31 protein-coding genes and 2 pseudogenes are annotated in these 24,966 nt (G+C 58.5%); 21 read left to right on the forward strand and 12 right to left on the reverse strand.

Going from position 1 to position 24,966, the window contains the following annotated elements; genetic code table 11:
• Window positions 1–2: 2 nt before the first annotated feature.
• From JQN59_RS27295 to JQN59_RS24635, 7 genes and pseudogenes are all read left to right on the forward strand, one after another.
• Window positions 3–83: pseudogene (locus JQN59_RS27295) on the forward strand (hypothetical protein); the annotation flags it as partial.
• Between the two features lie 514 nt (window positions 84–597).
• A complete protein-coding gene (locus JQN59_RS24610; RefSeq protein WP_204528227.1) occupies window positions 598–1,608 on the forward strand; it encodes a zinc-binding alcohol dehydrogenase family protein in 1,011 nt (336 codons plus the stop codon).
• A gap of 73 nt (window positions 1,609–1,681) precedes the next feature.
• Entirely contained in the window at window positions 1,682–2,113 is a 432-nt protein-coding gene (locus JQN59_RS24615) for a GlcG/HbpS family heme-binding protein (protein ID WP_004357630.1), read from the forward strand.
• 62 nt (window positions 2,114–2,175) lie between these two features.
• The gene (locus JQN59_RS24620; RefSeq protein ID WP_011191344.1) at window positions 2,176–2,466 is read left to right on the forward strand and encodes a DUF1330 domain-containing protein; all 291 of its coding nucleotides are present in this window, start codon (window positions 2,176–2,178) and stop codon (window positions 2,464–2,466) included.
• A gap of 151 nt (window positions 2,467–2,617) precedes the next feature.
• Complete coding sequence (locus tag JQN59_RS24625; RefSeq protein ID WP_011191345.1) at window positions 2,618–3,088, forward strand: TlpA family protein disulfide reductase; 471 nt, start codon at window positions 2,618–2,620, stop codon at window positions 3,086–3,088.
• Between the two features lie 3 nt (window positions 3,089–3,091).
• The gene (locus tag JQN59_RS24630) at window positions 3,092–3,604 is read left to right on the forward strand and encodes a DM13 domain-containing protein (protein ID WP_004357637.1); all 513 of its coding nucleotides are present in this window, start codon (window positions 3,092–3,094) and stop codon (window positions 3,602–3,604) included.
• The gene (locus tag JQN59_RS24635) at window positions 3,592–4,863 is read left to right on the forward strand and encodes an MFS transporter (RefSeq protein ID WP_094935733.1); all 1,272 of its coding nucleotides are present in this window, start codon (window positions 3,592–3,594) and stop codon (window positions 4,861–4,863) included. The genes JQN59_RS24630 and JQN59_RS24635 overlap by 13 nt, the downstream gene beginning before the upstream one ends.
• A gap of 30 nt (window positions 4,864–4,893) precedes the next feature.
• Here the strand turns inward: JQN59_RS24635 and JQN59_RS24640 are convergent, their stop codons facing one another.
• The 8 genes from JQN59_RS24640 to JQN59_RS24675 all read right to left on the reverse strand — a co-directional run bounded on the left by JQN59_RS24640 (window position 4,894) and on the right by JQN59_RS24675 (window position 10,411).
• A complete protein-coding gene (locus JQN59_RS24640) occupies window positions 4,894–5,295 on the reverse strand; it encodes a RidA family protein (protein WP_004099044.1) in 402 nt (133 codons plus the stop codon).
• A gap of 106 nt (window positions 5,296–5,401) precedes the next feature.
• On the reverse strand, window positions 5,402–5,851 hold the full coding sequence (locus tag JQN59_RS24645) for a hypothetical protein (protein WP_004099042.1): 450 nt from the start codon (window positions 5,849–5,851) through the stop codon (window positions 5,402–5,404).
• 87 nt (window positions 5,852–5,938) lie between these two features.
• The gene (locus JQN59_RS24650; RefSeq protein ID WP_004099040.1) at window positions 5,939–6,511 is read right to left on the reverse strand and encodes a hypothetical protein; all 573 of its coding nucleotides are present in this window, start codon (window positions 6,509–6,511) and stop codon (window positions 5,939–5,941) included.
• Between the two features lie 91 nt (window positions 6,512–6,602).
• Window positions 6,603–7,571, reverse strand: a complete 969-nt coding sequence (locus tag JQN59_RS24655) for a magnesium and cobalt transport protein CorA (protein ID WP_011191347.1) — start codon at window positions 7,569–7,571, stop codon at window positions 6,603–6,605.
• Window positions 7,568–8,272: a glutathione S-transferase N-terminal domain-containing protein gene (locus JQN59_RS24660; protein ID WP_004099038.1), complete on the reverse strand. Its 705-nt coding sequence runs from the start codon at window positions 8,270–8,272 to the stop codon at window positions 7,568–7,570. Before JQN59_RS24660 ends, JQN59_RS24655 begins: the two co-directional genes overlap by 4 nt.
• 132 nt (window positions 8,273–8,404) lie before the next feature.
• On the reverse strand, window positions 8,405–8,944 hold the full coding sequence (gene msrA / locus JQN59_RS24665; RefSeq protein ID WP_004099036.1) for a peptide-methionine (S)-S-oxide reductase MsrA: 540 nt from the start codon (window positions 8,942–8,944) through the stop codon (window positions 8,405–8,407).
• A 1-nt stretch (window position 8,945) separates the two neighbouring features.
• The gene (gene msrB / locus JQN59_RS24670) at window positions 8,946–9,389 is read right to left on the reverse strand and encodes a peptide-methionine (R)-S-oxide reductase MsrB (protein ID WP_004099035.1); all 444 of its coding nucleotides are present in this window, start codon (window positions 9,387–9,389) and stop codon (window positions 8,946–8,948) included.
• A gap of 146 nt (window positions 9,390–9,535) precedes the next feature.
• Window positions 9,536–10,411 (reverse strand): LysR family transcriptional regulator, encoded by an 876-nt coding sequence (locus tag JQN59_RS24675; RefSeq protein WP_011191349.1) that lies wholly within the window; start codon window positions 10,409–10,411, stop codon window positions 9,536–9,538.
• A gap of 228 nt (window positions 10,412–10,639) precedes the next feature.
• Here JQN59_RS24675 and JQN59_RS24680 point away from each other — a divergent pair, with 228 nt between their 5' ends.
• The 3 genes from JQN59_RS24680 to JQN59_RS24690 all read left to right on the forward strand — a co-directional run bounded on the left by JQN59_RS24680 (window position 10,640) and on the right by JQN59_RS24690 (window position 13,493).
• A complete protein-coding gene (locus tag JQN59_RS24680; RefSeq protein ID WP_004357650.1) occupies window positions 10,640–11,872 on the forward strand; it encodes a bifunctional alpha/beta hydrolase/OsmC family protein in 1,233 nt (410 codons plus the stop codon).
• 107 nt (window positions 11,873–11,979) lie between these two features.
• Window positions 11,980–12,468 carry a peptide-methionine (S)-S-oxide reductase MsrA gene (gene msrA / locus JQN59_RS24685; RefSeq protein ID WP_045269765.1) on the forward strand — a complete coding sequence of 163 codons (489 nt, stop codon included), beginning with the start codon at window positions 11,980–11,982 and terminating at the stop codon, window positions 12,466–12,468.
• Entirely contained in the window at window positions 12,468–13,493 is a 1,026-nt protein-coding gene (locus JQN59_RS24690; RefSeq protein ID WP_004357654.1) for a zinc-binding alcohol dehydrogenase family protein, read from the forward strand. Before msrA (JQN59_RS24685) ends, JQN59_RS24690 begins: the two co-directional genes overlap by 1 nt.
• A gap of 396 nt (window positions 13,494–13,889) precedes the next feature.
• Here the strand turns inward: JQN59_RS24690 and JQN59_RS24695 are convergent, their stop codons facing one another.
• Together JQN59_RS24695 and JQN59_RS24705 are read right to left on the reverse strand one after the other, a co-directional pair.
• On the reverse strand, window positions 13,890–14,384 hold the full coding sequence (locus JQN59_RS24695) for a MarR family winged helix-turn-helix transcriptional regulator (RefSeq protein WP_004099028.1): 495 nt from the start codon (window positions 14,382–14,384) through the stop codon (window positions 13,890–13,892).
• 557 nt (window positions 14,385–14,941) lie between these two features.
• A complete protein-coding gene (locus tag JQN59_RS24705; protein ID WP_004099027.1) occupies window positions 14,942–15,430 on the reverse strand; it encodes a YkgB family protein in 489 nt (162 codons plus the stop codon).
• Between the two features lie 599 nt (window positions 15,431–16,029).
• On the opposite strand from JQN59_RS24705, the pseudogene JQN59_RS27085 reads away from it, so the two are divergent.
• The 11 genes and pseudogenes from JQN59_RS27085 to JQN59_RS24760 all read left to right on the forward strand — a co-directional run.
• A pseudogene (locus JQN59_RS27085) lies at window positions 16,030–16,110 on the forward strand (hypothetical protein); the annotation flags it as partial.
• Between the two features lie 99 nt (window positions 16,111–16,209).
• Window positions 16,210–16,458 (forward strand): type II toxin-antitoxin system YafQ family toxin, encoded by a 249-nt coding sequence (locus tag JQN59_RS24715; RefSeq protein ID WP_012585400.1) that lies wholly within the window; start codon window positions 16,210–16,212, stop codon window positions 16,456–16,458.
• A 126-nt stretch (window positions 16,459–16,584) separates the two neighbouring features.
• Entirely contained in the window at window positions 16,585–17,160 is a 576-nt protein-coding gene (locus JQN59_RS24720; protein WP_001173919.1) for a recombinase family protein, read from the forward strand.
• Window positions 17,161–17,294: 134 nt separating this feature from the next.
• A complete protein-coding gene (locus JQN59_RS24725) occupies window positions 17,295–17,585 on the forward strand; it encodes a nucleotidyltransferase family protein (protein WP_001247892.1) in 291 nt (96 codons plus the stop codon).
• A complete protein-coding gene (locus JQN59_RS24730; protein ID WP_001293886.1) occupies window positions 17,582–17,983 on the forward strand; it encodes a HepT-like ribonuclease domain-containing protein in 402 nt (133 codons plus the stop codon). The genes JQN59_RS24725 and JQN59_RS24730 overlap by 4 nt, the downstream gene beginning before the upstream one ends.
• Window positions 17,973–18,329: a cupin domain-containing protein gene (locus JQN59_RS24735; RefSeq protein WP_000215515.1), complete on the forward strand. Its 357-nt coding sequence runs from the start codon at window positions 17,973–17,975 to the stop codon at window positions 18,327–18,329. Before JQN59_RS24730 ends, JQN59_RS24735 begins: the two co-directional genes overlap by 11 nt.
• 254 nt (window positions 18,330–18,583) lie before the next feature.
• Window positions 18,584–18,910 (forward strand): hypothetical protein, encoded by a 327-nt coding sequence (locus JQN59_RS24740; protein ID WP_003100858.1) that lies wholly within the window; start codon window positions 18,584–18,586, stop codon window positions 18,908–18,910.
• Complete coding sequence (locus tag JQN59_RS24745; RefSeq protein WP_003100856.1) at window positions 18,907–19,407, forward strand: hypothetical protein; 501 nt, start codon at window positions 18,907–18,909, stop codon at window positions 19,405–19,407. The genes JQN59_RS24740 and JQN59_RS24745 overlap by 4 nt, the downstream gene beginning before the upstream one ends.
• Entirely contained in the window at window positions 19,404–19,775 is a 372-nt protein-coding gene (locus JQN59_RS24750) for a hypothetical protein (RefSeq protein ID WP_021243030.1), read from the forward strand. Before JQN59_RS24745 ends, JQN59_RS24750 begins: the two co-directional genes overlap by 4 nt.
• Complete coding sequence (locus JQN59_RS24755; RefSeq protein WP_003100847.1) at window positions 19,769–20,326, forward strand: recombinase family protein; 558 nt, start codon at window positions 19,769–19,771, stop codon at window positions 20,324–20,326. The genes JQN59_RS24750 and JQN59_RS24755 overlap by 7 nt, the downstream gene beginning before the upstream one ends.
• Before the next feature lie 78 nt (window positions 20,327–20,404).
• Window positions 20,405–21,409: an IS110-like element IS4321 family transposase gene (locus JQN59_RS24760; protein WP_000427623.1), complete on the forward strand. Its 1,005-nt coding sequence runs from the start codon at window positions 20,405–20,407 to the stop codon at window positions 21,407–21,409.
• 181 nt (window positions 21,410–21,590) lie between these two features.
• Here JQN59_RS24760 and JQN59_RS24765 read toward each other — a convergent pair whose 3' ends face one another.
• Complete coding sequence (locus JQN59_RS24765) at window positions 21,591–23,351, reverse strand: ATP-dependent helicase (RefSeq protein ID WP_031942310.1); 1,761 nt, start codon at window positions 23,349–23,351, stop codon at window positions 21,591–21,593.
• Window positions 23,348–24,334: a hypothetical protein gene (locus JQN59_RS24770; RefSeq protein ID WP_000211823.1), complete on the reverse strand. Its 987-nt coding sequence runs from the start codon at window positions 24,332–24,334 to the stop codon at window positions 23,348–23,350. The genes JQN59_RS24765 and JQN59_RS24770 overlap by 4 nt, the downstream gene beginning before the upstream one ends.
• Window positions 24,335–24,966: the final 632 nt, after the last annotated feature.

The raw sequence follows: 24,966 nt of genomic DNA on the forward strand, positions 1-24,966 counted from the left end.
GAACCGGCGATTACGTCTGGCGGCAGAGCCGCAGACTGGAAGACGGGAAGTTTCGGCCCTTACGGATGCCCGGAAAACCTTAGCGTACGATTTTTTCCGAATTCTGCGGGCTCCCCTATTAGCGTAGAGAAAAGTGTTGGACCATTTTGAGTCGTGGTTATGCGTGAAGACTATAGCGTCAGTCCAGTATGATTTCCCAATACCCTGTAGCTATAGTTTCGATAGCTTCGAATCGGCATTGCAGGCGTATCCCCGTCAGCGGATTTCGAGCGGACGCCGTCGCTTGCCAACGTTGGTGTGAGACCGGCGGGCGAGATCGCCCCTGCCAACGCGACCGCTGAGAGGTCGACTCCTCAACCGCTTGGGCGCTTATCGCCTCCATCCGGATGCTCACCCGCCGAACAGCAATAAACCGCTATTTTCGATAAACTTCTGAATCCGGCTCCGAGGTATGGAAACTATGTCGTACCGCTATTGGATATGTTGCGCGCATACCTTCATAGTCTGACACGCGAAATCTTTAAATCCTGAGTATATTTCGGAAGAAATTTCGATCTGATCGATAAGACTTCAGGATACAGCAAGCTGGAGACACCGATGAAAGCCGTTGGTTACAAGGTTCCGGGACCCATCGCCGAGGACGCCTCTCTGGTCGACATTGATCTGCCTCGGCCTGTCGCTGAAGGAGGCGATATCCTGGTTGAGGTGAAGGCTGTCTCGGTCAACCCGGTCGACTACAAAATCCGCAGCAGCACGCCGCCCGCTGATGGCGATTGGAAAGTGCTGGGATGGGATGCGGCCGGGATCGTGCAAGAGGTCGGCCCCGACGTGACGCAGTTCGCGGTAGGCGACGGGGTCTATTATGCCGGATCGCTCATAAGGCCTGGCACCAATGCGGAGTTCCATCTCGTCGACGCCCGGATCGTCGGTCGTAAACCCGCGTCGCTCGACTGGGCGGAAGCGGCGGCGCTGCCACTCACGACGTTGACGGCCTGGGAAGCCATGTTCGATCGCCTGGACGTGACGAAGCCCGTTCCCGGGGCGGCGGCGATCCTCATCATCGGTGGTGCGGGTGGGGTCGGGTCGATCGCCATCCAGATCGCTCGACAGCGCACGGATCTCATCGTCATCTCCACCGCCTCTCGGCCGGAAACCCAGGAGTGGGTTAAAGGGCTTGGGGCTCATCATGTCATCGACCACTCTCGGCCGCTCGCGCCACAGATTGCCGAGCTCAACATCGGCGCTCCCGCTTTCGTGTTCTCGACCACGCATACCGAGCAGCATGCATCCGACATCGCCGAACTGATCGCCCCGCAAGGACGGTTCGGATTCATCGACGATCCCAAGGCGCTCGACGTCATGCTGTTCAAGCGCAAGGCAGTGTCGATCCACCACGAGCTGATGTTCACACGGTCGCTCTACGGCACGCCCGACATGGATGAGCAGGGCAAGATCCTCAATTCGCTGGCGGTGCTGGTGGACGACGGCAAAATTCGCACGACGCTAACCGAAAAATTGTCGCCAATTAATGCCGCCAATCTGAAGACGGTGCACGCACTGATCGAAAGTGGCGCGGCAAGAGGCAAGATTGTCCTCGAAGGCTTCTGATGACTGCCACCGCCGAACGTCTTTTCTAACCTCAAGAACGCCGGACGGATTACGCCACGGCGAAGGAAATTTCATGACGAAATCCATTGCCACCGCCTCGATCAACCGCGAAACCGCCGTCGCCCTCATCGACGCGGCGATCGCCGCGGCACGTACAATCGGCATCCCGGCTGCGGTCGCCGTCGTCGACGCCACCGGTAACCTGCGCGCGTTCGAGCGCACTGATGACGCGCCGTTTCTCACCGTCGATGTTGCCATCGACAAGGCTTGGAGTTCCGCCTCGTTTGGGTACCCCACCCATGTCTGGAACGACTATGTTTCGAACGATCCAAAAGTGGCGCCGCTGGCCTATCGCCCCCGGATGGTCGCTGTCGGCGGAGGCTATCCGATCCTGGAAGACGGGAAGTTGATCGGCGGGATCGGCATCTCCGGAGGCAACTATCAGCAGGATCAGGATGCGTGCGTCGAGGCACTCACGAAAATCGGGTTCGAGCTGCCAGCCTGACGACTTTAAGGCCATCGCCAGCGGCGGTGGCCTGCAGATGCGACCTTATGAAAGACTTTAAGATGGAAGCGTTCGTCGTCTTCACCCGCGAAGAAACCACCGATCCGGAAGAACTCGCAACCTATTCTGCAGGCGTCGGCCCATCGTTCGATGGCCACGACGTAACCTTTCTCGCCGCTTATGGCGCGATGGAGCATTTGGAGGGGCCGCCCGTCGAAGGGGCCGTAATTTTGCGGTTCCCGACGATGCAGGCCGCCCGTGATTGGTATCATAGCCCCGCCTACCAAACCATCGCTGCGCACCGTTTTGCCGGTTCCCGCTATCGCGCCTTTGTCATTGAGGGGCGGCGGTGACACACCGACGGAAGAACGGCGGGGCTGGCCACGAGGTATCGGTCGGCGAACTCGCATCCTACAACCTGTAGGGGATCAAGGCGGTGAGGTTCGCGTGCCATCGCCACACGCGACCACTCATCGGACTTCTGCATCGGAATTGGAGGATCAGATGAGCGTCGACGAACGACAAGCCCCCGAGCTGCGGGTGCAGAGATGGATTGGCGCGGATGGAGAAAGCATCGCGCCGCTCAAGCTGTCGGATCTCGGCACCGGCCCGAAAGTCCTCTTCGCCTTCCAGCACTGGTGCCGTGGCTGCCATTTGCATGGATTTCCGACGCTACAAAGGTTGCATGGTGCATTGAGCGCCAAGGGCGTGGGCTTCGCGGTGATCCAGACCGTCTTCGAAGGAGCGGATGAGAACACCTTCGAGAAGCTGCGCGTGAACCAGCTCAAGTATGCGCTTCCTGTCGCGTTCGGTCAGGACGAGCCACCTGCCGGCGCGACGCTTCCCACCTTCATGGAGGACTACCGCACGCGGGGAACGCCCTGGTTCTCCGTGATGGACGCTGGCGGCCGCATCGTATTCTCGGACTTCCATCTCGACGCCGATCAGCTCGTGAAGGGACTGGAGCTGGTGTAACCGATGCGGCGCTGGGTCATCCTGATTGCCACCCATCTCGCGATGCTCGCCATGGGCTTCGCGGGCGGTGTCTACACGCTGCCGATCCTGACCGCCCCCCAGGCCCCGGACGCGGCGGCCTTGCGGACCATCTCAGCCGAGACGCTCTACGCAGGGCGTCTGGCCCGCGATCTCAAAGGCAGCGACCTGCTTCACTGGGGGGAAGGCGAGATCCGGGTCTCGCGCGACCGTATCGCCCATATCGGGCGCCTCGCCCCTGGTCCCGACTACAAGCTCTACCTCGCACCACGTTTCGTCGACACGAAGGAGGCCTTTCTCCTAATCAAGGACAGATCAGTCCGCGTGGGCGATGTGAAGACGTTCAACGGCTTCATCGTCGAGGTGCCTGCCGGCATCGATGTCCGTGACTACAACACGGTCGTCATCTGGTGCGAAGCATTCGACCAGTTCATCAGTGCGGCAGAGTATCAACCCTCAAGTCAGGCCCGAGAACGAGCCCGGCGATGGATACCATGAGGTCGGCGGGCAAGCGCGGCCTCGTTCTCGCGCCGGTGGCGGCGCTGCTGCTGAGCGTCGCCGCTCTGCTGCTGGGCAATGGCCTGCTGAGCACGCTCCTGATCGTGAGAGCCGGCCATAAGGGGTTCTCGACCGGCGCGATCAGCGCGATGATGTCCTTCTATTTCGCGGGTTTCACGATCGGCGCGCTCGTGTTGCCACCGATCATCGTCTCCGTGGGACATGTCAGAACCTTCGCCGGCTTCGCGGCCATTGCCTCGATGACCGCCCTTCTCCATGTGGCGTTCGTGGAGCCGATCGCCTGGATGCCGCTTCGCCTGATTACCGGCTTCGCCTACGCGGGCATGATCCTCGCAACGGAGAGTTGGCTCAACGCCCACGCATTGCCATCCACACGCGGGCAGCTCCTGTCGATATTCGGAGTTGTCTCTATGGGCTCATGGGCAATCGGGCAGGCGTTACTCAACATCGCACCGCCCGCCGACGTGACATTGTTCCTCATCGTGTCGCTGCTGATATCAGCGGCGGTGGTTCCGATCACCTTGCTGCCCAGTCATCCGCCGGCCCAGGTGGAACAGGAATGGGTCGCGTTCAGGGACCTCGTCCTCGTATCACCTCTCGCTGCGGCTGGCGCTTTCCTGGCCGGCCTGGCTATCGGTGGTTTCTGGGGCATGGGCGCGAACTTCGCCCAGAGCATCGGCCTCGATGTGGGCGGTATCTCCGCCTTCATGGCTGCGGTTCTTGGTGGAACGCTCGCCTTCCATTGGCCACTCGGTTGGCTTTCGGATCGAGTGCCCCGGAATCTTGTCATCGCCGGTGCGGCGCTGGCGTCCGCAGCGTCTGCCATCGGCGTAGCGTTGGCGGTGGAAGCGCCTCTGCCGCTGCTCCTTGCGGCAGGTGCGCTGTTCGGCGGCTTTGGCATCCCGATTTATTCGTTGTGTCTCGCCGTCGCAAACGACGATCTTCCGGCCGGTCGGCTACTCGGCACCGCGCGCGGGCTTCTGTTGCTCAACGGGATCGGGACAGCCGCTGGCCCCCTAATAGGAGCAGCTGCAATGAATATCGTCGGCCCTGGCGGCCTGTTCCTTTATGCGGCGGCGTTGCTCACGCTCCTGGCAGTGCTGGCCATCGCCCGCAGGCAGCCGAGGCGCACCAACCAGGCCAAGGCGGCCCCCCGTTCTCCGAGCACGCCGATGATAACCGGATCTCTCGATACGATGATATGCATGGAGAAGCGGGCGCAGGGCGTGCGGGATTAGCGCGGCACGGCGCCTGCACGAACCGCGGGGTCAGGCGATGATAGCTGTTACGCGAATTTCGATACGCATGGTTGGAAGCCCCAGCGCTTCGATTCCCAACTGCGTCCAGATTGGAGCGCGGTCGGGCATGTAGTGGCGATACAGCTTGGCCATTGTTTCGTTGATCACGGGAGGGAATCCACCGACGTGATAGGAATTGACGTGGACCACATGCGGCCAGCGTGCTCCGGCGGTCGCGAGCGTCCGTTCCACGTTCTTGAACGCCTGCTCGATCTCTTCCTCAATCGACTCCGGAATGACGAGATCGTCGTTCCATCCGCCCTGTCCGGAGATCTCCACGCGGTCACCAATGCGCATTGCCTGAGAATAATGAAGCGCGTCATGCAGGCGCGTCCCGTATCCGGGGGTGATGAAGAATGAAGGTGTTGTCATGAGTTTGCCTTTGATGAGCCAGGTCAACGCGGCTGCAAGTGACCGTATGCATGCAGAAAGAGATGCAGGGCGTTCGGCACTAGCGCGCCGGCTGCGGTGGAGGGCTTTATTCCACGTCTTCTACGGTGAGGTCCCGGCCGTTGAACTGCACGGTCTCCCCGGCTCGGGCACCCTCGATCGCTTCGAAGATCGGCGCCATCGTGGAAATGCCCATGAGCTCACGCCCCTGACAGGTAAACTTGCTCGTTGACACCGCGATCACAAAGTGGCGGCCGGACAGCTTGACGACAGCGCCTTCGTTGACGGCCAACTTGGGGCCGAAATCGATCGTCCTGAGCTTTTCGAGTTTATTGGCGTAGTCATGGAGCGTGTCATCGAGCGCTTCAGCGAAGTCGCTCGCGACCTCGGCCTGAGCTAGTTCGTCGTTTTCGATCGGTTCGCTCCGATCGAGCCGAGCGGTAGAGACATAGTCCAGGTAGTTTTCGCGAGCGCTGTGCAACGCTGCTGTCTCCAGCAAGAGCATAGTTTCTCGTATGTGGTCCTTGTTCCAGTCCATAATCACCTCCTAATTTTCGATGTTCTTAAAGTTCAGCCTGCAGATGTGTGGGCCAGGAAGGCCAGCCTTTCCGGCTAAGCGACACCGCTATTCGTCGCTGATGACGTCTTCGCCCTGGTATGGAACCCTGATCAGCCGAGGATCTCGAATGATGCTCGTGACGAGCCAGACATATTCCTGCTCGGCGGTATCGAAGCCGAGGATGCTGAAGGATTGGCCGAAAGGGCATGGCGGGAAGTCTGGAAAGCCCTCGCGCAGAACGTAACGCTCGGGATCGCTGTGAAACTCGCTCTTGTAGACTTTCCGTAGTCCGTGCTTGCTCGGCGCGTCCTGGTCACCTGCCGGTGCTGTTTCCCGATGCGCCACAAGGCGCTCGGACAAGTCGCGGGGGCAGATTTCGTGGAACACGTCGAAGGCGTCGATCAACAGGCCTTTATGCTCTGTCGCCGGATCGGTGATCGCGTAGATGTTGGAGGCATCTTCGCCGTCGTCCCCGCTCTCGAGGCGCAACGCCGCATCGACGCGAATGCTGCATGCATCGAGGGTTGACCCTAGTTCGAGATCGACGAGATTGCCGTCCTTGACGCGGTATTCGCGGTCATAGCCTTTGGCGATGAATGACTGGACTGCTTCTAGAACGTCGGTCACCTGGGAGGTCATGGAAGCACCTTCATCTTGAACTGGATTGGACACGCTCGCGCACAAAGCGCGCTGTGACTCGGCGGACGGAGAAGCTCGCGAAGTGCGTTACTCATAGCCACTTGGCCTTCTTGAAGCGCATGAATAGGAGAAGGCAGAACACCGCTATCACTCCGAGCACGACGAAGTAGCCATATGGCGTGTCCAGTTCCGGCATGTGCTTGAAGTTCATGCCATATATTCCGGCGATCGCCGTCGGGACCGCCAAGATCGCCGCCCAGGCCGCGAGCTGGCGAGTGACCACACCGATCCTTTGCGCTTCCAGAAGGCTGCTGGCCTCGAAGACCGTGGACAGGATAAGCAGGAGGCCGTCGACCATGGACTGCACGCGGTGGACATGGTCCGCGACGTCGTGGAAATATGGTGTCATTTCGGCGCTGATGCAGGGAAAGTGGCCGCGAACGAGCTTTCGCACCAGCTCGGCCATAGCCCCGAGCGTGCGCTGGAACCGCGTGAGTTCGGACCTTAGTTCGAAGATTCGCGCCACCTCTTCTGGCCCGAGGAAATCGTGCAGCGACCGTCGCTCCATCGCCAGGACGTCGTCCTCGATCATTTCGAAGATGGGCAGATACTGGTCGACCACTCGGTGCAAGATCGCGTGCAGCACATAGTCGACACCCTTGCCGAACTGCGTCGGCGATGCCTCGAGTTGCTCCCGAAGTTTGCCCAGCGCTCCGGCATTGCCGTGCCGCACGGTGATAAGGTGATTGTGACCGGTGAAGATCGCCATCTTGCCGTAGCTGATCCGGTCGCCGACCAGCTCGGCGGTCTGGGCGACGACGTACAACTCATCGTTGTAGACCTCGAGCTTGGGCGGGCACAGCGGGTGCATGGCGTTGTCGATCGCCAAAGGATGGAGGTTATACGTCGTCTGGATCGCGCTGAGTTCGTCTGCGGTGGGCTCGCTAAGCGCGATCCAGCAGAAGCCCGAGCGATTCTCGTTTAGTTCGACGTGCTCATCGAGCCTGATTTCACGGACTCGCTTACCTTCGTTGTAATAATATGCGGCGATAATGGTCATGCAGGCCTCGCAGGAATTCGCAGGCCACGCTGTACAGCCGGTCGCGCCAGCCCGCGTTCGAGCCATGCCTGCACGTTCGAATAGCTGCTTAGGCCGAGGATGTCGCCCGCTGCGTAGAATTCGACCAGCGCATTCACCCAGCCAAACGTCGCAATGTCCGCGATCGAGTAATCATCGACAATCCATTCGCGGCCCTCCAGCCGGTGATCCAGGACCCCGAGAAGACGCCTGGATTCATCAACAAAGCGCTGCCGAGGTCGCTTGTCCTCATAGTCCTTGCCGGCAAATCGCAGGAAAAAGCCTAGCTGTCCGAAGGTCGGCCCAACGCCCGACACCTGAAAGAACACCCAGGCCAGAGTCTCGTACCGCTGGGCGGGTGTTGTTGAGATGAGCTGCCCCGTCTTGTCGGCCAGATAGATGAGGATCGCACCGGTTTCCCATATGCCAATGGGCTGGCCGTCAGGGCCAGCCGGATCGATGATCGCGGGTATGCGGCCGTTGGGATTCAACGACACGAACGCTGGATCCTTCGACTCGTTGTTCGAGATGTCGACGAAGTGGGGCTCATACGGCAGGCCAGTCTCCTCCAGCATCATCGAGACCTTGACGCCGTTGGGCGTGGGGGCCGCGTATAGTTGCAAGCGATCCGGATAAGATGCTGGCCAGCGCTGCGTGATGGGAAAGGAGGAGAGGTCTGTCATATCTGGATCCTGGCACTGCGACGGCGGCTGAATGGAATGATCTGCTTCAAGGCCGGGTTCGACGACCGCGTCGATTGACGCGGTCGTCGGAGGTTGCGAACCGGATCGGCGCGGCACTAACGGCAGCGAAGCCTATTCCGCTGCAGCCCCGGCCGCAGGGCTCACATCGCCGGCCTCATGCCGCTTTGGAAGAACCCAGTCGGGACGGACGAAGTGGCAGGTGTAGCCGCCCGGCCGCTTCTCCAGATAATCCTGGTGATCGGGCTCGGCCTCCCAGAACTCGCCGACCGGCTGGACCTCGGTCACCACTTTGCCATCCCACAGCCCCGAGGCATCCACATCGGCGATCGTATCCTCGGCGACGCGCTTCTGCTCCTCGTCGACATAATAGATGCCCGACCGGTAGGAGAGCCCACGATCATTGCCCTGGCGGTTCAGCGTCGTCGGATCGTGGATCTGGAAGAAGAATTCCAGGATGTGCCGGTAGCTCGTCACTGTCGGGTCGAAGACAATCTCGATCCCCTCGGCATGCGTGCCGTGATTACGATACGTGGCGTTCGGAATATCGCCGCCCGTGTAACCCACACGGGTCGAGATGATGCCGGGCCGCTTGCGGATCAGATCCTGCATGCCCCAGAAACATCCTCCTGCGAGAACAGCGCGCTGATGCATGTTAAGCCTCCTCTACTTGATCGAGATATTCACCGTATCCCTCGGACTCCATCTCGTCGCGCGGGATGAAGCGAAGGGACGCAGAGTTGATGCAGTAGCGCAGACCGCCGCGGTCGGAAGGACCGTCCGGGAAAACGTGGCCCAGATGGCTGTCGGCGTGTACCGACCTGACCTCCGTCCGGACCATGCCGTGTGCACTGTCCCGCACCTCGTTCACGTTTGCCGGAACGATCGGCTTGGTGAAGCTGGGCCAGCCAGTACCCGAATCGAACTTGTCCGTTGAAGCGAACAGCGGCTCTCCCGACACTATGTCGACGTAGATGCCAGGCTCCTTGTTGTCGTTGTGCTCACCCGTGAAGGGCCTTTCGGTCCCCGAATCCTGGGTAATCCGGCGTTGCTCGGGGGTCAGGCGGTCAACTGCTGCCTGTGACTTCTCAAACTTCATGATAGTCTCCAATAATTAATCTAGAGAGCTCGACACACTGTCATTTATCTTTGCAGTCATTGCGCCGACTATAGCAGTGCGCCCCAGATTTATCCAATACGCTGCGCGTATAGTTTCCATAGCGCCGAAGCTCTTCACGTCGTGATTCAGTTCCACTCATACCGGGCTGCCAGCTGCGCGATGTTCCGTATCTCGACCGTTGCCGTGGAGCCGGATACTGTCGCGATCACGACTTCGCGCTCCAAGACAAATCCGTCGATCGGCCGAGTGACGAGGCCTTGCACGGTCGGCGATCGTTCCGGAAGAATGCATATGGCGTGGCCGTCAGCGACGACCCGTTGCACCCAGTCCTCGCGATCTGATCGAAAGCGAGGTCGCATGAGCAAGTCCCGTCGCGCGAAGTGATCGAGGATCCGATCGCGAAACTCGCATTTCAGGCGATCGACGAAAGGAAACTCGAGCAGGTCTTCGCCGCGCACGATCTCGTTGGCAGCCAAGGGATGGTTTGCAGAACAGCCGAGCACGAAGCGCTCCCGAAATAGAGGATGCACATCCAGCTTGCGTTCCGGTCTTGTTTCACGCGGCATGATGCACGCGTGGTATTTTCCTGAAAGCACCTCCGATGTGTCCTCGTTCGACTGGAGCGAGTGCAGCTTGATTTCGATGGATGGCATCTCCGCCAATGCGCTCTCGAAGAATGCCGTAAATTCCTTTGGTCCGACGGTGGGCGCGACGGCGACATCCAGCACGCGGTGCCCCCCCATCGCCCAGTGCTCCGAGTGATTGCGAACGCTCTTCATCGCGACCACCATGCGCCGGAATTCTGCCTCGACGTCATGGCCAAGGCCAGTCAGGCGGCTGTTCTTCCCGTCGCGATAGATCAGCGGCCCGCCAAGCTCATCTTCCAAGCGGCGGATCGCGCGGGTCAGACTTGGCTGTGACACACCGCTCAAGCGAGCGGCCGCTGTGAAATTCAGCGTCTCGGCCAAGTTGATGAAATAGCTGACTTGATTGAGTTCCATAGTCCTTTGGCCCACGCGCCTGACTGATACCTCTTCCGTGAGACCGCCTTTGGAAAGCAGGTCGCAGAAGTATGCTTGGCGCATATAATCATGGTATAGGGGCTTGTCTATATGCGCCAGACATATAAATGATAGCCTGAGATGACGATTACCGGTTGGCGGTGCGCTCCGCTCAGCTCCGTCGAAGGTTCTGAGAGCGCAACCGCCAAGCCGCGTGCTGGAGGTTTGATGGACATGGCAGGAAGATCATTTACGTTTGTCAGTGGGGCTGGCTCTCCGCTGTCCGGGCACCTCGAACCGCCGGAAGGGACGCCGCGGGGCTGGGCGATCTTCGCCCACTGCTTCACGTGCGGGAAAGACAGTCGCGCCGCTGTTCACATCTCGCGCGCGCTGTCGCGTGCGGGCATCGGGGTCTTGAGGTTCGATTTCGCCGGGACCGGGATCGGCGGTGGGACGGGAGAACCTGTGAACTTCGCGTCGGACGTCGAGGACCTTCGGGCCGCCGCAAATGCGATGGCGGCGGCGGGCATGTCACCGTCCCTCCTCGTCGGGCACAGCCTGGGTGGCACCGCTGCGATCGTAGCCGCCGCCGACATGCCTGATATTGCGGCGGTAGCGACGATTGGTGCGCCGGCCGACCTTCAGCATATCTTGCGCCTCTTCGGACCGAATGATCTGGACACCATCGCGAGCGAGGGCGAGGCCTCGGTGGAGATTGCCGGTAGGCCCTTCCTCATTCGCCGAGGGTTCCTTGAGGCGGTTGAGGGGATCGACGTCGAGAAGGCCATTGCCTCCCTGCGACGGCCGGTGCTGGTCATGCACTCTCCGCTGGATCAGGTGGTCGGCATCGACCACGCGTCGCGCATCTTCGTCGCGTCCAGGCACCCTAAAAGCTTCATCTCGCTCGACAACGCGGATCACCTTCTCACCGACGTCGCGGACGCGAACTACGCCGCGGCCATGGTGGCGGTTTGGGCGAGCCGCTTTCTCCCACCACTCAGCGCGGATCTTCCGCAGGTCGAGGTTGCGGAGGGCGTCGTCTCCACCGAAACTCTTGCAGGGACGTTCCAGCTCAAGGTCCGCAGCGGCGAGCACACTCTGTTCGCCGACGAGCCAGCATCGGTCGGTGGCCTCGGGACCGGACTATCTCCCTACGAACTCGTATCTGCCGGCCTCGCAGCCTGCACGGTGATGACGATGCGTCTCTATGCGAACCGCAAGGGCTTTCCGCTCGAACGGGCGAGCACGACCGTGCAGCACGAGAAGGTGCCGGACATGATGCCACCCGACCGGTTCACCCGCACCATTGTCCTCGATGGGCCGCTGAGTGATGATCAGCGCGCTCGGATCCTCGCGATCGCTGATCGGTGTCCCGTCGATCTGAGTCTCATCCGGGGTTCGGACGTGCAGACCGAGCTCTTGAGCGCCAGTCAGGCTGCGGATCCCGCGAGGCTGGCTTGACCGTGGCGCACACGGAGGAGGGCGAACGGACTGTGAGCCAATCGCCTACCGGCAATAGGGCGGCCGCGACAGAGCGAGCAATTCTCGCAGGCGGCTGCTTCTGGGGCATGGAGGATTTGCTGCGCCGAGCCAGGGGAGTCATTTCGACGCGTGTCGGTTACACAGGCGGAGAAATGCCTGATCCGACCTACGCGAGACATTACGGCCATGCGGAAGCAGTGGAAGTGACCTTCGACCCTTCCGTTCTCGCCTATCGCTCGCTCTTGGAACTCTTCTTCCAGATACATGACCCCACGACCTACGAGCAACAAGGCAGCGATGTCGGTCCGAGCTATCGATCGGCGATTTTCTACACCACCGAAGTGCAGAAGGAAGTCGCCCTCACAACCATCGCGGAAATCGAGGCATCAGGAAGCTGGCCAGGCCCGGTCGTGTCGGAGATCAACCCAGAAGAACCCTTTTGGGAGGCGGAGCCAGAGCACCAAGAATACCTGGTGCGCTATCCTGGGGGCTATAGCTGCCACTTCGTGCGCCCGACCTGGCGGTTGGACCGCTCAGACGAACGCCCAGCTGTAATACTTGACAGAAAGAGTTGATGATGACCGAAACCGTGACTAATCAGGCCGCCTGGCAGAAAGCGCCGGGGCAGCCACTGAGGATCGGTGTCACCGCTCTGCCGCATCTGGCGGCGAACGAGATATTGATCCGCAACGCGGCCATCGCGATCAACCCACTCGACTGGATTCTGCAGGACGTCGCGCTTTTGCCATGGCTCGACTATCCCGCGATTCTCGGCAGCGACGTCTCCGGTGAGGTCGCGGCGGTCGGTGGCGCGGTCGAGCGGTTCAAGGTCGGCGATCGAGTCATCGGACAGGCGGTCGGGACAACCGTAAATCAACCTGCGCAGGGTGCGTTCCAGCACCACACGATCGTGCTGGACCACATGGCGGCGCCGATCCCCAACAACATTGCCTTCGCTGATGCGGCAGTCCTCCCGCTTGGCCTTGGCACCGCCGCAAGCGGGCTCTACGGACGGACACAGTTGGCTCTCGCGCCACCGTTACACTCGCCGACCGCGCGTCCAGAGGTCGTTCTGGTCTGGGGTGGATCGTCGAGCGTTGGCTGCAACGCCATCCAGCTCGCGGTGGCGTCGGGCTACAGGTGCGTCGCCACCGCTTCGGCGCGCAACGTCGGCCTGTTGAAGGAGCTGGGTGCAAGCGAGGTTCTTGACCACTCGAGTCCAGCCATCGTGGAAGACGTGATTGAGGCAATGCGCGGGCGCAGTCTCGCTGGAACGCTTCACGCGACCGGTCACATGAAAGACTGTTTTGCCGTAGTTGCGAGATGCGAGGGCTCGCGCCGGGTGGCAGCGACGCTGGCCCCGCCCGACGAGCGTTCATTTGGAGTCGAGGCGACGCACATCTCCGGGACGAGCCTCAAGGATGACGAGGTTGGTCCAATGATCTACCGCGAATTCCTGCCGCAGGCTCTCGCGGCGCGCACGTTCGTCCCCGCCCCTCCGGCGAAGATCGTGGGCCAGGGCCTTGAAATGCTCCAGGCTGCCTTGGAAGCCCTGAAGGCGGGTGTATCCGCAGCGAAAATCGTCGTTACCCTGCCTTGAGTGACCAGCCAGGCGGTTTTTCGCGTTCGCAGTCTGAGGTGGCCCGCACTTTGCCGATTGGGAAGCTCTACCGGGAAAACGCGTTTGGGACGCGCGCTGCGCTCCTGCCGGAGCATGCGTTCCCGAAACCTGTTCCCGACTGCTTTTCCCCGAAACTACCTATCGGACATAGAGAAATGGGAATGCAGCGAGTGGTTTGAACGGCCGCTTCCGAAACCGCGTTCCGATCAATTGAGCGGCTAAAAGTGGGGCGATCACCGACATATTAGAATGAGACCGCCATGCCCGATCGGCCGGCTTGACGCGTAGCCAAAAGAATGCGGCTGATGGTAGGCTCGCTGACATTATGAAGCCCCGCCATCTGAGCAGCGTTGAGCTGCCGCAATTGCGAGTCTCCTACGCGTCGTCGTTCTTCTCGCGGTCCACACCTCGCTCATGCAATTCGGCATCGACGGGGCAGTTCGTGCAGCCCTCGTAGCAGCACAAGCGGCAGATGCGGTATGACTGCTCGAGGTTTTCCAAGCGATTTCGGAGAACGCGTTCAGCGATGTCCGATAAGGTTTTCAGTTCGTCTGGATTAAGGATCGATAGCCCTTCGGCAATCACTTGATCGCGCGAGGCCAGGACCTCGTCGCTCGCGACCTTGCCAGTTGGAGTAAGATAGAGGGATCGCGCGCGCCCGTCTGTCGAATGCTCCCTACGCTCGATCAATCCCTCGCTTACCAATCTATCCACCAGGCGAACAGTTCCAGCATGTGAAAGGCCCACCCCGATCGCAAGCATACGGATCGAGAGCCCGGGCTTGTGCGCGAGCAACGCCAGCGCTGAGGCGGCGGGTCCAGCTTCCGGCGCCCGCGATGAACTAGCGCGAACGATGTCGTCGCTGATCATGAGTGCGAACGCCCCGAAAATGTTTCGATCTCGAGGTCCATCCATTGCCACATCTATATGTGCGCGGAGCATAGACAGCAAGCCATACCGTGGTCCTCTTCCTCCGCGCGGCTTGTGGAAAATGTCCTGTTTTAGAAGGGTTTCGGAGGATTTCGACTGATCGAGCGCGCCGAAAAAAACGGGTCCGGCTCGTTAAGGCCGCGGAACCGTTGATACCTGGCGGCTATAGGGCAAGCCTTTTCGCTCGGAATCGCCGTAGGTCGCGCCCGAGAATCACTCCGCGTCAGCGCTGTCATCCAGGCCGCGCAGGTGCAGATCAGCGAGACCTAGCTTGCCCCCGGCGTCGCACTTCCATCGTGTCACCGCGCGCGATCACGATTGTATCAATCCCATTGAGGAACAGTCCGTGCTCCACGACGTCGGGGATTGCGGCGAAACGGGCGAAGACCGCGTCGCCATGCAGCTGAGCGCCTCCGGGCTCGATATCGCGACGGAGCATCCATGCCCCGCGGAGGTTCTGCAGGATTTGCACGCCCGCCGTCACGAGAGGACCACAGTCACGAGAGCACAAGCGCCCCTCTGTGGCGGACCGAAGCACGCAGCAGCACGAGGGACGCCGCTAGCAGAACTGCGTCCTTCAGTAGAAACTGCCCTGGTGCAGCCGAAATCGCAGGAAAGCCGCCGGCAGTCTGCTCCGCGACACCTGGAGTGGTGATGAAAAAGGTCAGCGTGATCAGATAGGTCGCTGCTGACATTAGTGCGCCTAGCGCAGAGAAGAGTGGACGAAATGCACCAAGGATCAGAACGAGACCGGTCGATAACTCGATAACGCCGATGAAATAGCTTTGCCCCTGCGTCCCGAACATGCCGAGCCAATTCATGATCGGGCTGTGTTCGATAAACGGGGCGATACCATAGGCCTCGTACGCTGTGAACTTCATCGCGCCGAACCACAGAAATACGATCACGAGAGCCCATCTAAGCAGGCCAAGATCCCTCCGACCGTGCTCGGGGACAAGAAATTCATAACGGTCGAAAATGCTCATCTAAAATTCCTCAACAGTGGTCCCGTGGGAACGTCACGAACGTCGTCTACGTGCTTCGGGCAGGCGTTGCAGTATATGCGCGACGCATATACTAATAAGCGAGATATGTCGAGCGGCTGGCTCGCGCTTCGCTGCCTCACTCGATCAATCGCACCGTCCCGGCATGAGAAAGCCCGATCGAGGTAGCCAAAACGCTGATCGGCAGTCCGGGCTCCATGCTGAGTAACACCATCACGGCGGTCCCCGGGCCGCTTGGTGAAAACGAGGCCGAGACACTGGCGATGCTGTCTGCAACGGCCAACGCGAGTGCACCTAAATGGTACTTGGCAACCTCAGGCTCCATACCGCAAGAATATATGCTTCGCGCATAGACTTCAAGCGTGTGAAAATGTATGACCGCCGCATGCATCTATGACAGATTCGGACATGGTCATGCTCATTGAGGGGCTCAGCTCGGATTCCACATCTGAGATCAACGGACGTGCTCGTTCCCCAGGCGCTAGCGGGGGTGGGCTCGATGAAAGTGGACGTGCATGGGTGCCGCTCACCGGGCGCAGGCGGTTCGCCGATGAGACCGCCGGTATGATAGGACGGGTCTCATGCCCGACCTGACTCTTGATCTCCGATACCTGAAGTACGCCGTTCAGGTCGCCGAGGCCGGCAGCTTCCGCCGAGCGGCGGAGCGCCTATCGATATCGCAATCCACCGTCAGCCGACGTGTGCAGCTGTTGTCATTTTCAGAAGACGACTGCACCAGACAACGCGGTTTGAAGGCTGTTGTGCAGTCGTCTATTGAACGAACAGTATCAGGAGTCCGCTGCACGAATGATGACCTCAAGCCGGTTCTGGTCGCGCTGGCGACCGATCAGCCCCTGGATGTGCGATACCGCGACCACGATCTTTCCGGCGATTGGGCGGGCTACCGCGAATGCCACATCAAGCCCGACCTGCTGCTGATCTACCGCAAGTCCGACGCCGACACCCTGCGACTGGCGCGGCTTGGCTCCCATAGCGAGCTGTTCGGCTGATGCCAGTCGCCTTGTCCGCCAAACGATCATTAGGCGGCCAAACCGGACGCCTGTCCGAAAACATCTTGCGCAACGGGATGACGGACAATAAGATAGGCGGACGGTATAACGGACAAATGGGCGGAAATGGCACTCATCGGCTATGCGCGGGTATCGACGGCGGAACAGGACACCGCCTTGCAGACGGATGCGCTGCGCAATGCAGGCTGCGAACGGGTTTTCGAGGACACGGCATCCGGGGCCAAGGCAGACCGGCCCGGCTTGGCCGATGCGCTGGCTTATCTGCGCGATGGCGATGTGCTGGTCGTCTGGCGGCTGGATCGGCTTGGCCGCTCCCTGCCGCACCTGATTGAGACGGTCGGCAAGCTGGAAGCACGGGGCGTCGGCTTCCGCTCGTTGACTGAAAACATCGACACCACCACGCCGGGCGGACGGCTCATCTTCCATGTGTTCGGTGCGCTGGGCCAGTTCGAGCGCGACCTGATCCGCGAGCGCACCAAGGCCGGGTTGACCGCTGCCGCCGCACGCGGGCGCAAAGGCGGACGCAAGCCGGTTGTCACTGCCGACAAGTTGCAACGAGCGCGGGAGCTTGTCGCCAACGGCTTGAATGTCCGCGAGGCCGCCGCACGCCTCAAGGTAGGAAAAACCGCTCTCTACGCTGCCTTGCAGGCGGCCAGTTCTGGCAGTGCAGCCGACTCCTGATATTTCGTGCAGTCGCCTTCTGAAAACGACAGCGCGGCACGGGAATCAAGGCATTGCGATTCTCGAAAATAGTTCTTGAAATTCTATTCTTGATTGCATATCATCTCAACGAGTTTCGATAAGAAAGGATGCGCATGCGACCGTCTGTTGTGCTTGACATGAAGCGAAGCGCAGTGCGTGAAGCGGTAGGCCGCTTTCGCGCCGCGAACCCGCGCGTCTTCGGCTCGGTGCTGCATGGCACCGACCGGGATGGCAGCGACCTCGACCTGTTGGTCGATGCGCTGCCCGGTGCCACGTTGTTGGACTTGGGCGATTTGGAAGAAGAACTGAAATCGCTGCTCGGCGTTGACGTCGATCTGCTGACTCCCGGCGACCTGCCGCCGAAGTTCCGGGCCAAGGTGCTCGCGGAGGCGCAACCGATATGAGCGAGAACCGCCTGCCCGATTACCTCGACCACATTCAGCAGGCCGCAACCGATGCGCGCAGCTTCGTGGAAGGGATGGCCAAGGACGACTTCTTGGCCGACAAGCGCACCCAGCAGGCCGTCATCATGAGCCTGATCGTCATCGGCGAGGCGGCCACAAAGGTGATGGATGGCTACGTCGAGTTCACCCAGGCGCATGCCGACGTGCCGTGGCGCAGCATGCGCAATATGCGTAATCGCATGGCTCACGGCTATTTCGACATCAACCTCGATGTGGTGTGGGAGACGGTACAGGAATGGCTGCCGGCGTTGCTCCAGCAATTGCCCGCCGTGCGTCAGGATGCCGACGATGAAGACCGTAACGACAACTGTGAAAGAGGGATCTCCGATGACTGTTGAATCGAGAATATTTTCTGTAGCCGAGTATGTTCAGCCGTCCGAAGGCGAGCCTATTCGTTCCGTTGTGCTTGAAACCCGAGACTCAATTATCGTGGTTTGGCATGTCCATCCCGGGCAGGAAATTGCGGCTCACATTCATCCTCACGGCCAAGACACGTGGACTGTTTTGTCGGGAATGGCTGATTACTTTCAGGGCAATGGGATTGTTCGTGCCCTCAGGGAAGGTGAGATAGCCGTGGCAAGACCGGGCCAAGTGCACGGGGCGCGAAATACAGGTACCGAGCCATTTGTGTTAGTCTCGGTTGTGGCATCAGCCAATGCCGGTTTCGTATTGGCTGAGCGATAGAGCCCAATCTCTGGAGTTGGTCCAATGAGCGGTCGGGGAGATAGGTAACAGACATGCAGCGGACACGGCTGCTAAACCAGGTCGCAAACCTCCTTGCGTCGCAGCGTGCCGCAAGCGACGCGATCAATCGAATGGGGTCGGCATGAGACTGAACACCATCCAGTTCCCGACCGCGTAGCCGCCTGTCCTGCCGATCAGGTCTTGACCATCGACGCCTGGGATCAGTCCTGAATGTTCTTGGAGACCACTACGTTATGAGCCGCAGCCGCCGCAAAACACCCATCGTCGGGCACACGACCTGCGGCAGCGAGCGCGAGGACAAGAAGCTCTGGCATCAGCGCTGGCGCACCCGTGAGCGCACGGCGCTGACCAGCGCGTCGCCCGAAGCCCTGAGCGCCCATCTGCCCCTGCTGGAAAACCAGGCCAGCAGCGTCTGGTCGATGGGCAAGGATGGCCGCTCCTACTGGCCCGTCAAGCGCCAGGCCGCCACGGCGGATCGCATCGCCAATCACAAGGGACGCAACCCGCAAGAACGCGCCTCCCTGAAAAAGCGCCTGCTGCGCAAGTGGATGAGCAAATGAAGCTCTCCTTCCATCAGCACATTGCGCTGTTCTGGATGATCGGTGCTCCGGGCGTCTTCGCGCCCGTGATCGAGAACGCCAAGCGGCCCGATGCCGGCGCCGTCATGGCGTGGGGTGTCGCGATCGTGGCGGTGATGATCCTCTTCACCCCTTTGCTGCTGCGCTGTCCACCATTCCGGCGCTGGTATGGCCGGACGGATGCGCTGTCGGAGCGGCAGCGCCAGGCGCTTGCCGAGCGCGGCCTGCGCCGCTACTACCAGACCGCTTTCGATGACGGCTACGTGCCCCGCGTGATGCCCTACGTGTGGCGCATCATCTGGACGGTCGGCGGGTTGATGGCTGTGACCGCCGTACTGCCTACCAACACCGGACGGCCAGCCTTCGATGCCTTGGTGGTCTTCTCGACCTGGTATCCGATAGGCGTGATGCTGCTGGTTTTCGCGTCGAGGCCCCTTGGCCGGTTGATTCGCCAAAGAGCACAGGAGCGGCGGAAATGAGCACGTCAACCATCGAGGCGCTGGCCAGCGCCTGGGCAAGGATTGCCGAGGAAGCGGAATTCCCCGCTGACTACGAGGGGACTGCCACACCACAAGCGCATCGGGCTAGCGAAGCTATTCAGGAGCAGATTCGGGAGCGCATCGTCGCCACCAACGACATGCGGCTGTTCAGCCTGCTGCACCTGCTGAGTCAGGCGTCGCTGCGCATGGAGCAAGCGCTGTGGCCGGAGGATTACGAGCGGATGACGCGCGAGGTTGAGGAAGCCCTGCGGCAAGCCACCGACGCCAACGCCAGATCGTACACCCACGAAGAAGTGATGCAGGCGATGCAGGAACGCATCGACCGGGCGCGAGACAAGCCATGTTGATTGGCTATGCGCGCGTCTCGACGCAGGATCAGAACCTGGAGCTGCAACGCGAAGCCTTGAGCAAGGCCGGATGTAAAAAGGTCTTCGAGGACAAGGTGAGTGGCACGCGGGCAGACCGGCCTGGCTTGGCCAAGACGCTCGAAATGCTGCGCGAAGGCGATACTTTGGTCGTCTGGAAGCTCGACCGGCTGGGCCGGTCGGTCAAGCAACTGGTCGATCTGGTCGGCGATCTGCACAAGCACGGTGTCCAGTTCAGGAGCCTCACCGACTCCATCGACACCGGCACACCATCCGGGCGGTTCTTCTTCCACGTCATGGCGAGCCTTGCCGAAATGGAGCGCGAGCTGACCGTCGAGCGCACCCGCGCCGGGCTGGAAGTCGCCAAGCAGCTCGGCCGCAAAGGCGGCCGCAAGCCGAAGATGACCGACAGCAAGATCGAGTCGGCCAAGAAGCTGCTGGCCAGCGGGGTGCCGCCCAAGGACGTGGCCAAGAACCTCGGCGTGTCCATTCCGACGCTGTACCGCTGGGTGCCAGCCTCCACGCACGCTTAGCGTGCTTTATTTAATGAGATGGTCACTCCCTCCTTCCCGGTACTATGCTGAGGACAGGCTTTCATTCGGAGAACTATCATGGAAAACATTGCGCTCATTGGTATCGATCTGGGTAAAAACTCTTTCCATATTCATTGCCAGGATCGTCGCGGGAAGGCTGTTTACCGTAAAAAATTTACCCGGCCAAAGTTGATCGAATTTTTGGCGACATGCCCCGCTACAACCATCGCAATGGAAGCCTGTGGCGGTTCTCACTTTATGGCACGCAAGTTGGAAGAGTTGGGGCATTCCCCAAAGCTGATATCACCACAATTTGTCCGCCCGTTCGTTAAAAGCAATAAAAACGACTTTGTCGACGCCGAAGCTATTTGTGAAGCTGCATCGCGTCCGTCTATGCGTTTTGTGCAGCCCAGAACGGAATCTCAGCAGGCAATGCGGGCTCTGCATCGTGTCCGTGAATCCCTGGTTCAGGATAAGGTAAAAACAACCAATCAAATGCATGCTTTTCTGCTGGAATTTGGCATTAGCGTTCCCCGAGGAGCTGCCGTTATTAGCCGACTGAGTACCATTCTTGAGGATAATAGTTTGCCTCTTTACCTCAGCCAGTTATTGCTGAAATTACAACAGCATTATCACTATCTTGTTGAGCAGATTAAAGATTTGGAATCCCAGTTGAAACGAAAGTTGGACGAAGATGAGGTTGGACAGCGCTTGCTGAGCATTCCCTGCGTCGGAACACTGACAGCGAGTACTATTTCAACTGAGATTGGCGACGGGAAGCAGTACGCCAGCAGCCGTGACTTTGCGGCGGCAACAGGGCTTGTACCTCGGCAGTACAGCACGGGAGGTAGGACGACATTGCTGGGAATTAGTAAGCGAGGTAATAAAAAGATCCGAACTTTGTTGGTTCAATGTGCCAGGGTATTCATACAAAAACTGGAACACCAGTCTGGCAAATTGGCCGATTGGGTCAGGGATTTACTGTGCCGGAAAAGCAACTTTGTCGTCACTTGTGCTCTGGCAAACAAGCTGGCCAGAATAGCCTGGGCCCTAACGGCACGACAGCAAACTTATGTAGCATAACGGCAGAAATACACCGGTTTAAAGAATTACTGATCTGGTTTTGCGAATACTGATATTGATGATACTAACGGCCCACCGGCCTGTTGAGGAACCTGTAAAACGGAAAGGCTCATTGAAGCCGTATATTTTCTGGAGGTTCATCAGGCGCGGAACTCATCAAGGCGCGGGAATAAAATCCCATTCAGACGCCGGATAGATTCAAGCAAGCCAACTTGTCGTCAAAATCGGTGTTGCAAAAACGGGAGTGACCATAGATTCCGTTTTCTGAGACGACCCCGATCAGTATTACGTTATCCCACTCCAGCCCCTTGGAACCATGCAGTGTGGAAAGGATGAAGGGATCGCAGTCAGTAGCAGCCTCGCCTGGATTCAAGATAAGGTTTAAAAACGTGCGGGAATCGATCTTACTGGAGTCAAGTAGCTCCCCGATCCTCACGACCCCTCGTTGCTGGTCGTTCGATCCAGTGCGAGTTACACCCTCAGAGCCAACACTATCAATGAAACCCTCCATACTCAGGCGTCGTAACACATCGATAGCAGGCGTTTCCTCTCCGTCTTTCTGGCAGATAGTGGCGAGCCTGCCCAGCCGATCTTTTTGGTATTGTGCGCCCTCGAATAACTGACCTAGAGCAGACCATAGGTCGGCGTGCGGAGCCATCAATCCACTGAGCGCCGCTTTGAATTGCCCTTTCTGCCATCTAAAACCAGCCTCCTTCAGAAAGCCGTAAACAATCGCTTGTTTGTTGGGATGGTTTTCCAGTAGCCGCAGATCGCCGTACACAGACAGCAAGACGCCAACTACCAGTATCCCGATTTCGGTGCGGGTGTGTAATGCGCTTGAACCATTGAGGTAGCGATAAGGTAGCCCACACAGGCGTAAAGCAATTTCCGCCTCAGCAAGGTTCGCCTTAGTGCGGGACAATATGGCTTGTGTTCCACTGCTCACCGAGAGGTTTGATAGCACCTTGGATAGGCAGTTATCAAAGTGCAATCTGACCTCTGTTTTGGGGGTGCTAGGATGACTGACACAAAGCTTGGTCAGCTTTGTAGAGTTGCGCCGAATTACCGAGTTAGCCATCAAGGAAAGCTCATGGCCAAATCTGAACGTGCATGACAGTTGAAACACCTTCGTATTCGGGTAGTGCCTTTCAAACAGTCCGCCGATAAAGTCTGGTCGAGCACCACGCCACTCATAAATACACTGGTTAACATCACCAACAGCCATAACCGACGTATCCGACTTAGATAGCAAGCGGGTCATGTCATGCTGTATCAGGTTAACGTCCTGATATTCATCAACAATGATGTGCTTGAAGTGGGCACCAAGGCTGCTGTCATTACGCAACAGTGCGACAGCCTCAATCAAACAGTCATCAAAGGTTCGCAGACTGTTTTCCTCCAGCAGCTCACAATAGCGGCCATAGGCGTGAATAAACTCCCGTTTGATGTTGCTGAACGTTGGATCATTGGCAGCATCAACAGGAGTTACGGCCGCCGCCCGGCAGCGAGCAATAAACAGCTCGAAGTTTTCAATTTCATTGGGGTCAATATAATTCGCCTCATGGTCAAAGCCATAGCGGTAGGCTTGCTTTACCAGTTGCTCATAGCGGTAGTCGCTTGGAGTAATGAGGTCTTTCTTCTTGATTATCTGTTGGCGTTCTCCGTAACCAACAATCTTTAAGGCCAAGCTGTGGAACGTGCGGATTTCTGGAATCACGCTCGACATCAGTGCCGTCTTCAAGTTCTCCGTGAAGCTCACCTGCGCCGACTTGTTGTACATCAGGATCAGAATGGAGCGAGGATCAGTTCCCGTCTTGACCAGCCGCTCAACGCGCTTTACAAGTGTGGTTGTTTTCCCGCTACCAGGTACGGCTTTTACCAACGCATGTCCGGTGTCATGGCTGACAATACTTTTCTGCTCCCAAGTCAGTCTTTTGGTCATGCCTTAACCTTGTAATTGGCGCACTGACGGGCCTCGGTGTAGGGAACGATCTTTGCCTTACTGTGACATTGCAGATAGCCATCCTCCCATCGGCCTGCTTGCTCGCACATAATGCAGTTGGGAAATAGTGAATGAGGATCGGCGTGACGGATAAAAGCTCGTAAGTTATCAGCCAGCTCAGCGGCCCCTAACGATCTAGGCCATGTGTTCACGTCAGAATTGATTGTTAAATCCACTTCAGCGAGCGGCATCGTTTGTTCGTTGAGTCGGCCGGAACCACTTAAACTCCAGACAGACATATCCACGTTACCTACTGAGCAGACGCCGCTACAGGTGTCCACAGATTGAAACGGGGGAAGCCAGTTGAATACTCTCAGGATCTTCTCCTTGATCGAGTAGGCCCCGGTAAGCAACATCTGAATATCAGAGGCAGATTGGACCTTAAACTCAAGAATCGGGATACCGGCTTCGATCTTGTCTTGAGAGCAGGGGTGTGTGACACAAATCTCTACGTAGCAACGCCTTTCGCCAGTCGTATCATACAACATCACGTCTGGTCGCAGCCCTGTGACCTTATCGTGTTTTTCCAGCTCTGCCTGATCGAAAAATTGAGTCAAGTTGTAGCGTGCAGGCACGGATTTTACGCACTGACGTGCTTCGTCTCTAACCAAGGCTAAACGAGAACCATTACAGGCAACCCGGCGCTCCAGCTCAAGGCTAATAGGCATTTCACGGCTGAGAGCTTGTTGGTAGCGATAGAAGAATGCTTCTTTGCCGCACTTGTGAAGATAGGTTTCAAGGGCACAGCATTCTTCCGAATGGCGAAAGTGCTTAGCGTTGAACTCGCCCATTACCGGGGTCAGGGGGCTCTTACAACCTGGGCAGGTGTAAGTATGTGAGCGCAGGGCAGCGCCAATGTGCGTGAGGGTGCCCTCGCCGTCTAGCGCGTAAGCGTATTGTATTGAGCTGGATTGAGTTGTCATGACTGCGTATCCTCCCAAAAAAATCCAGCTAAGAACAGACCTTACGGCAGGCAAATGGTAAGTAGTGCTTCTTGAAGCAGTCGAGTGTACAGCGGCTCAGTGAAAAAGCTAATCGCCCGCTCAACAACCTAGTGATACTGGTGCAGATTCGACAATGAGTTAATGCCCGGAGAGCATCTGCAAGACTTCTAGCTGGAAGGCATTCCAACCAGCCCTCGCTTCTGAAAAGCCGTCAGGAAACGGTAAAATCCAACCAAGTGAGCAACTTCACTTGATCAAAGATCTAAGGCTAGAATGATGGAATTCCAACCTTAGTTTGCAAATAGCCTAAACATATAACTTCCTCTGAGGATTTAAAAGAATTCTCAGATGTCTTGAAAGCTACTTTTTAAACTTTCTCATTCTGAGAAGCATATTTAATTTTGCTGCGTCTGCTCGTGCTGCTGCTACAGAAAGGGCTTTATGCAGTGAAACTACCACGACAAACAAACAGAACATCGACCAGAATCCATCCATTTCGTTTACCTAATCGTTGAGGTTTTTATTCGGGATATCTGGCTAAATAGGACTACACAGATACCCAGTTAAACCCCCCGCTTACATAACACTCCGGTTCCTCACCAGACGTTTTA

This window comes from Citrobacter sp. B72 (genome assembly GCF_016894305.1).
GTDB lineage: Bacteria > Pseudomonadota > Gammaproteobacteria > Enterobacterales > Enterobacteriaceae > Citrobacter > Citrobacter portucalensis.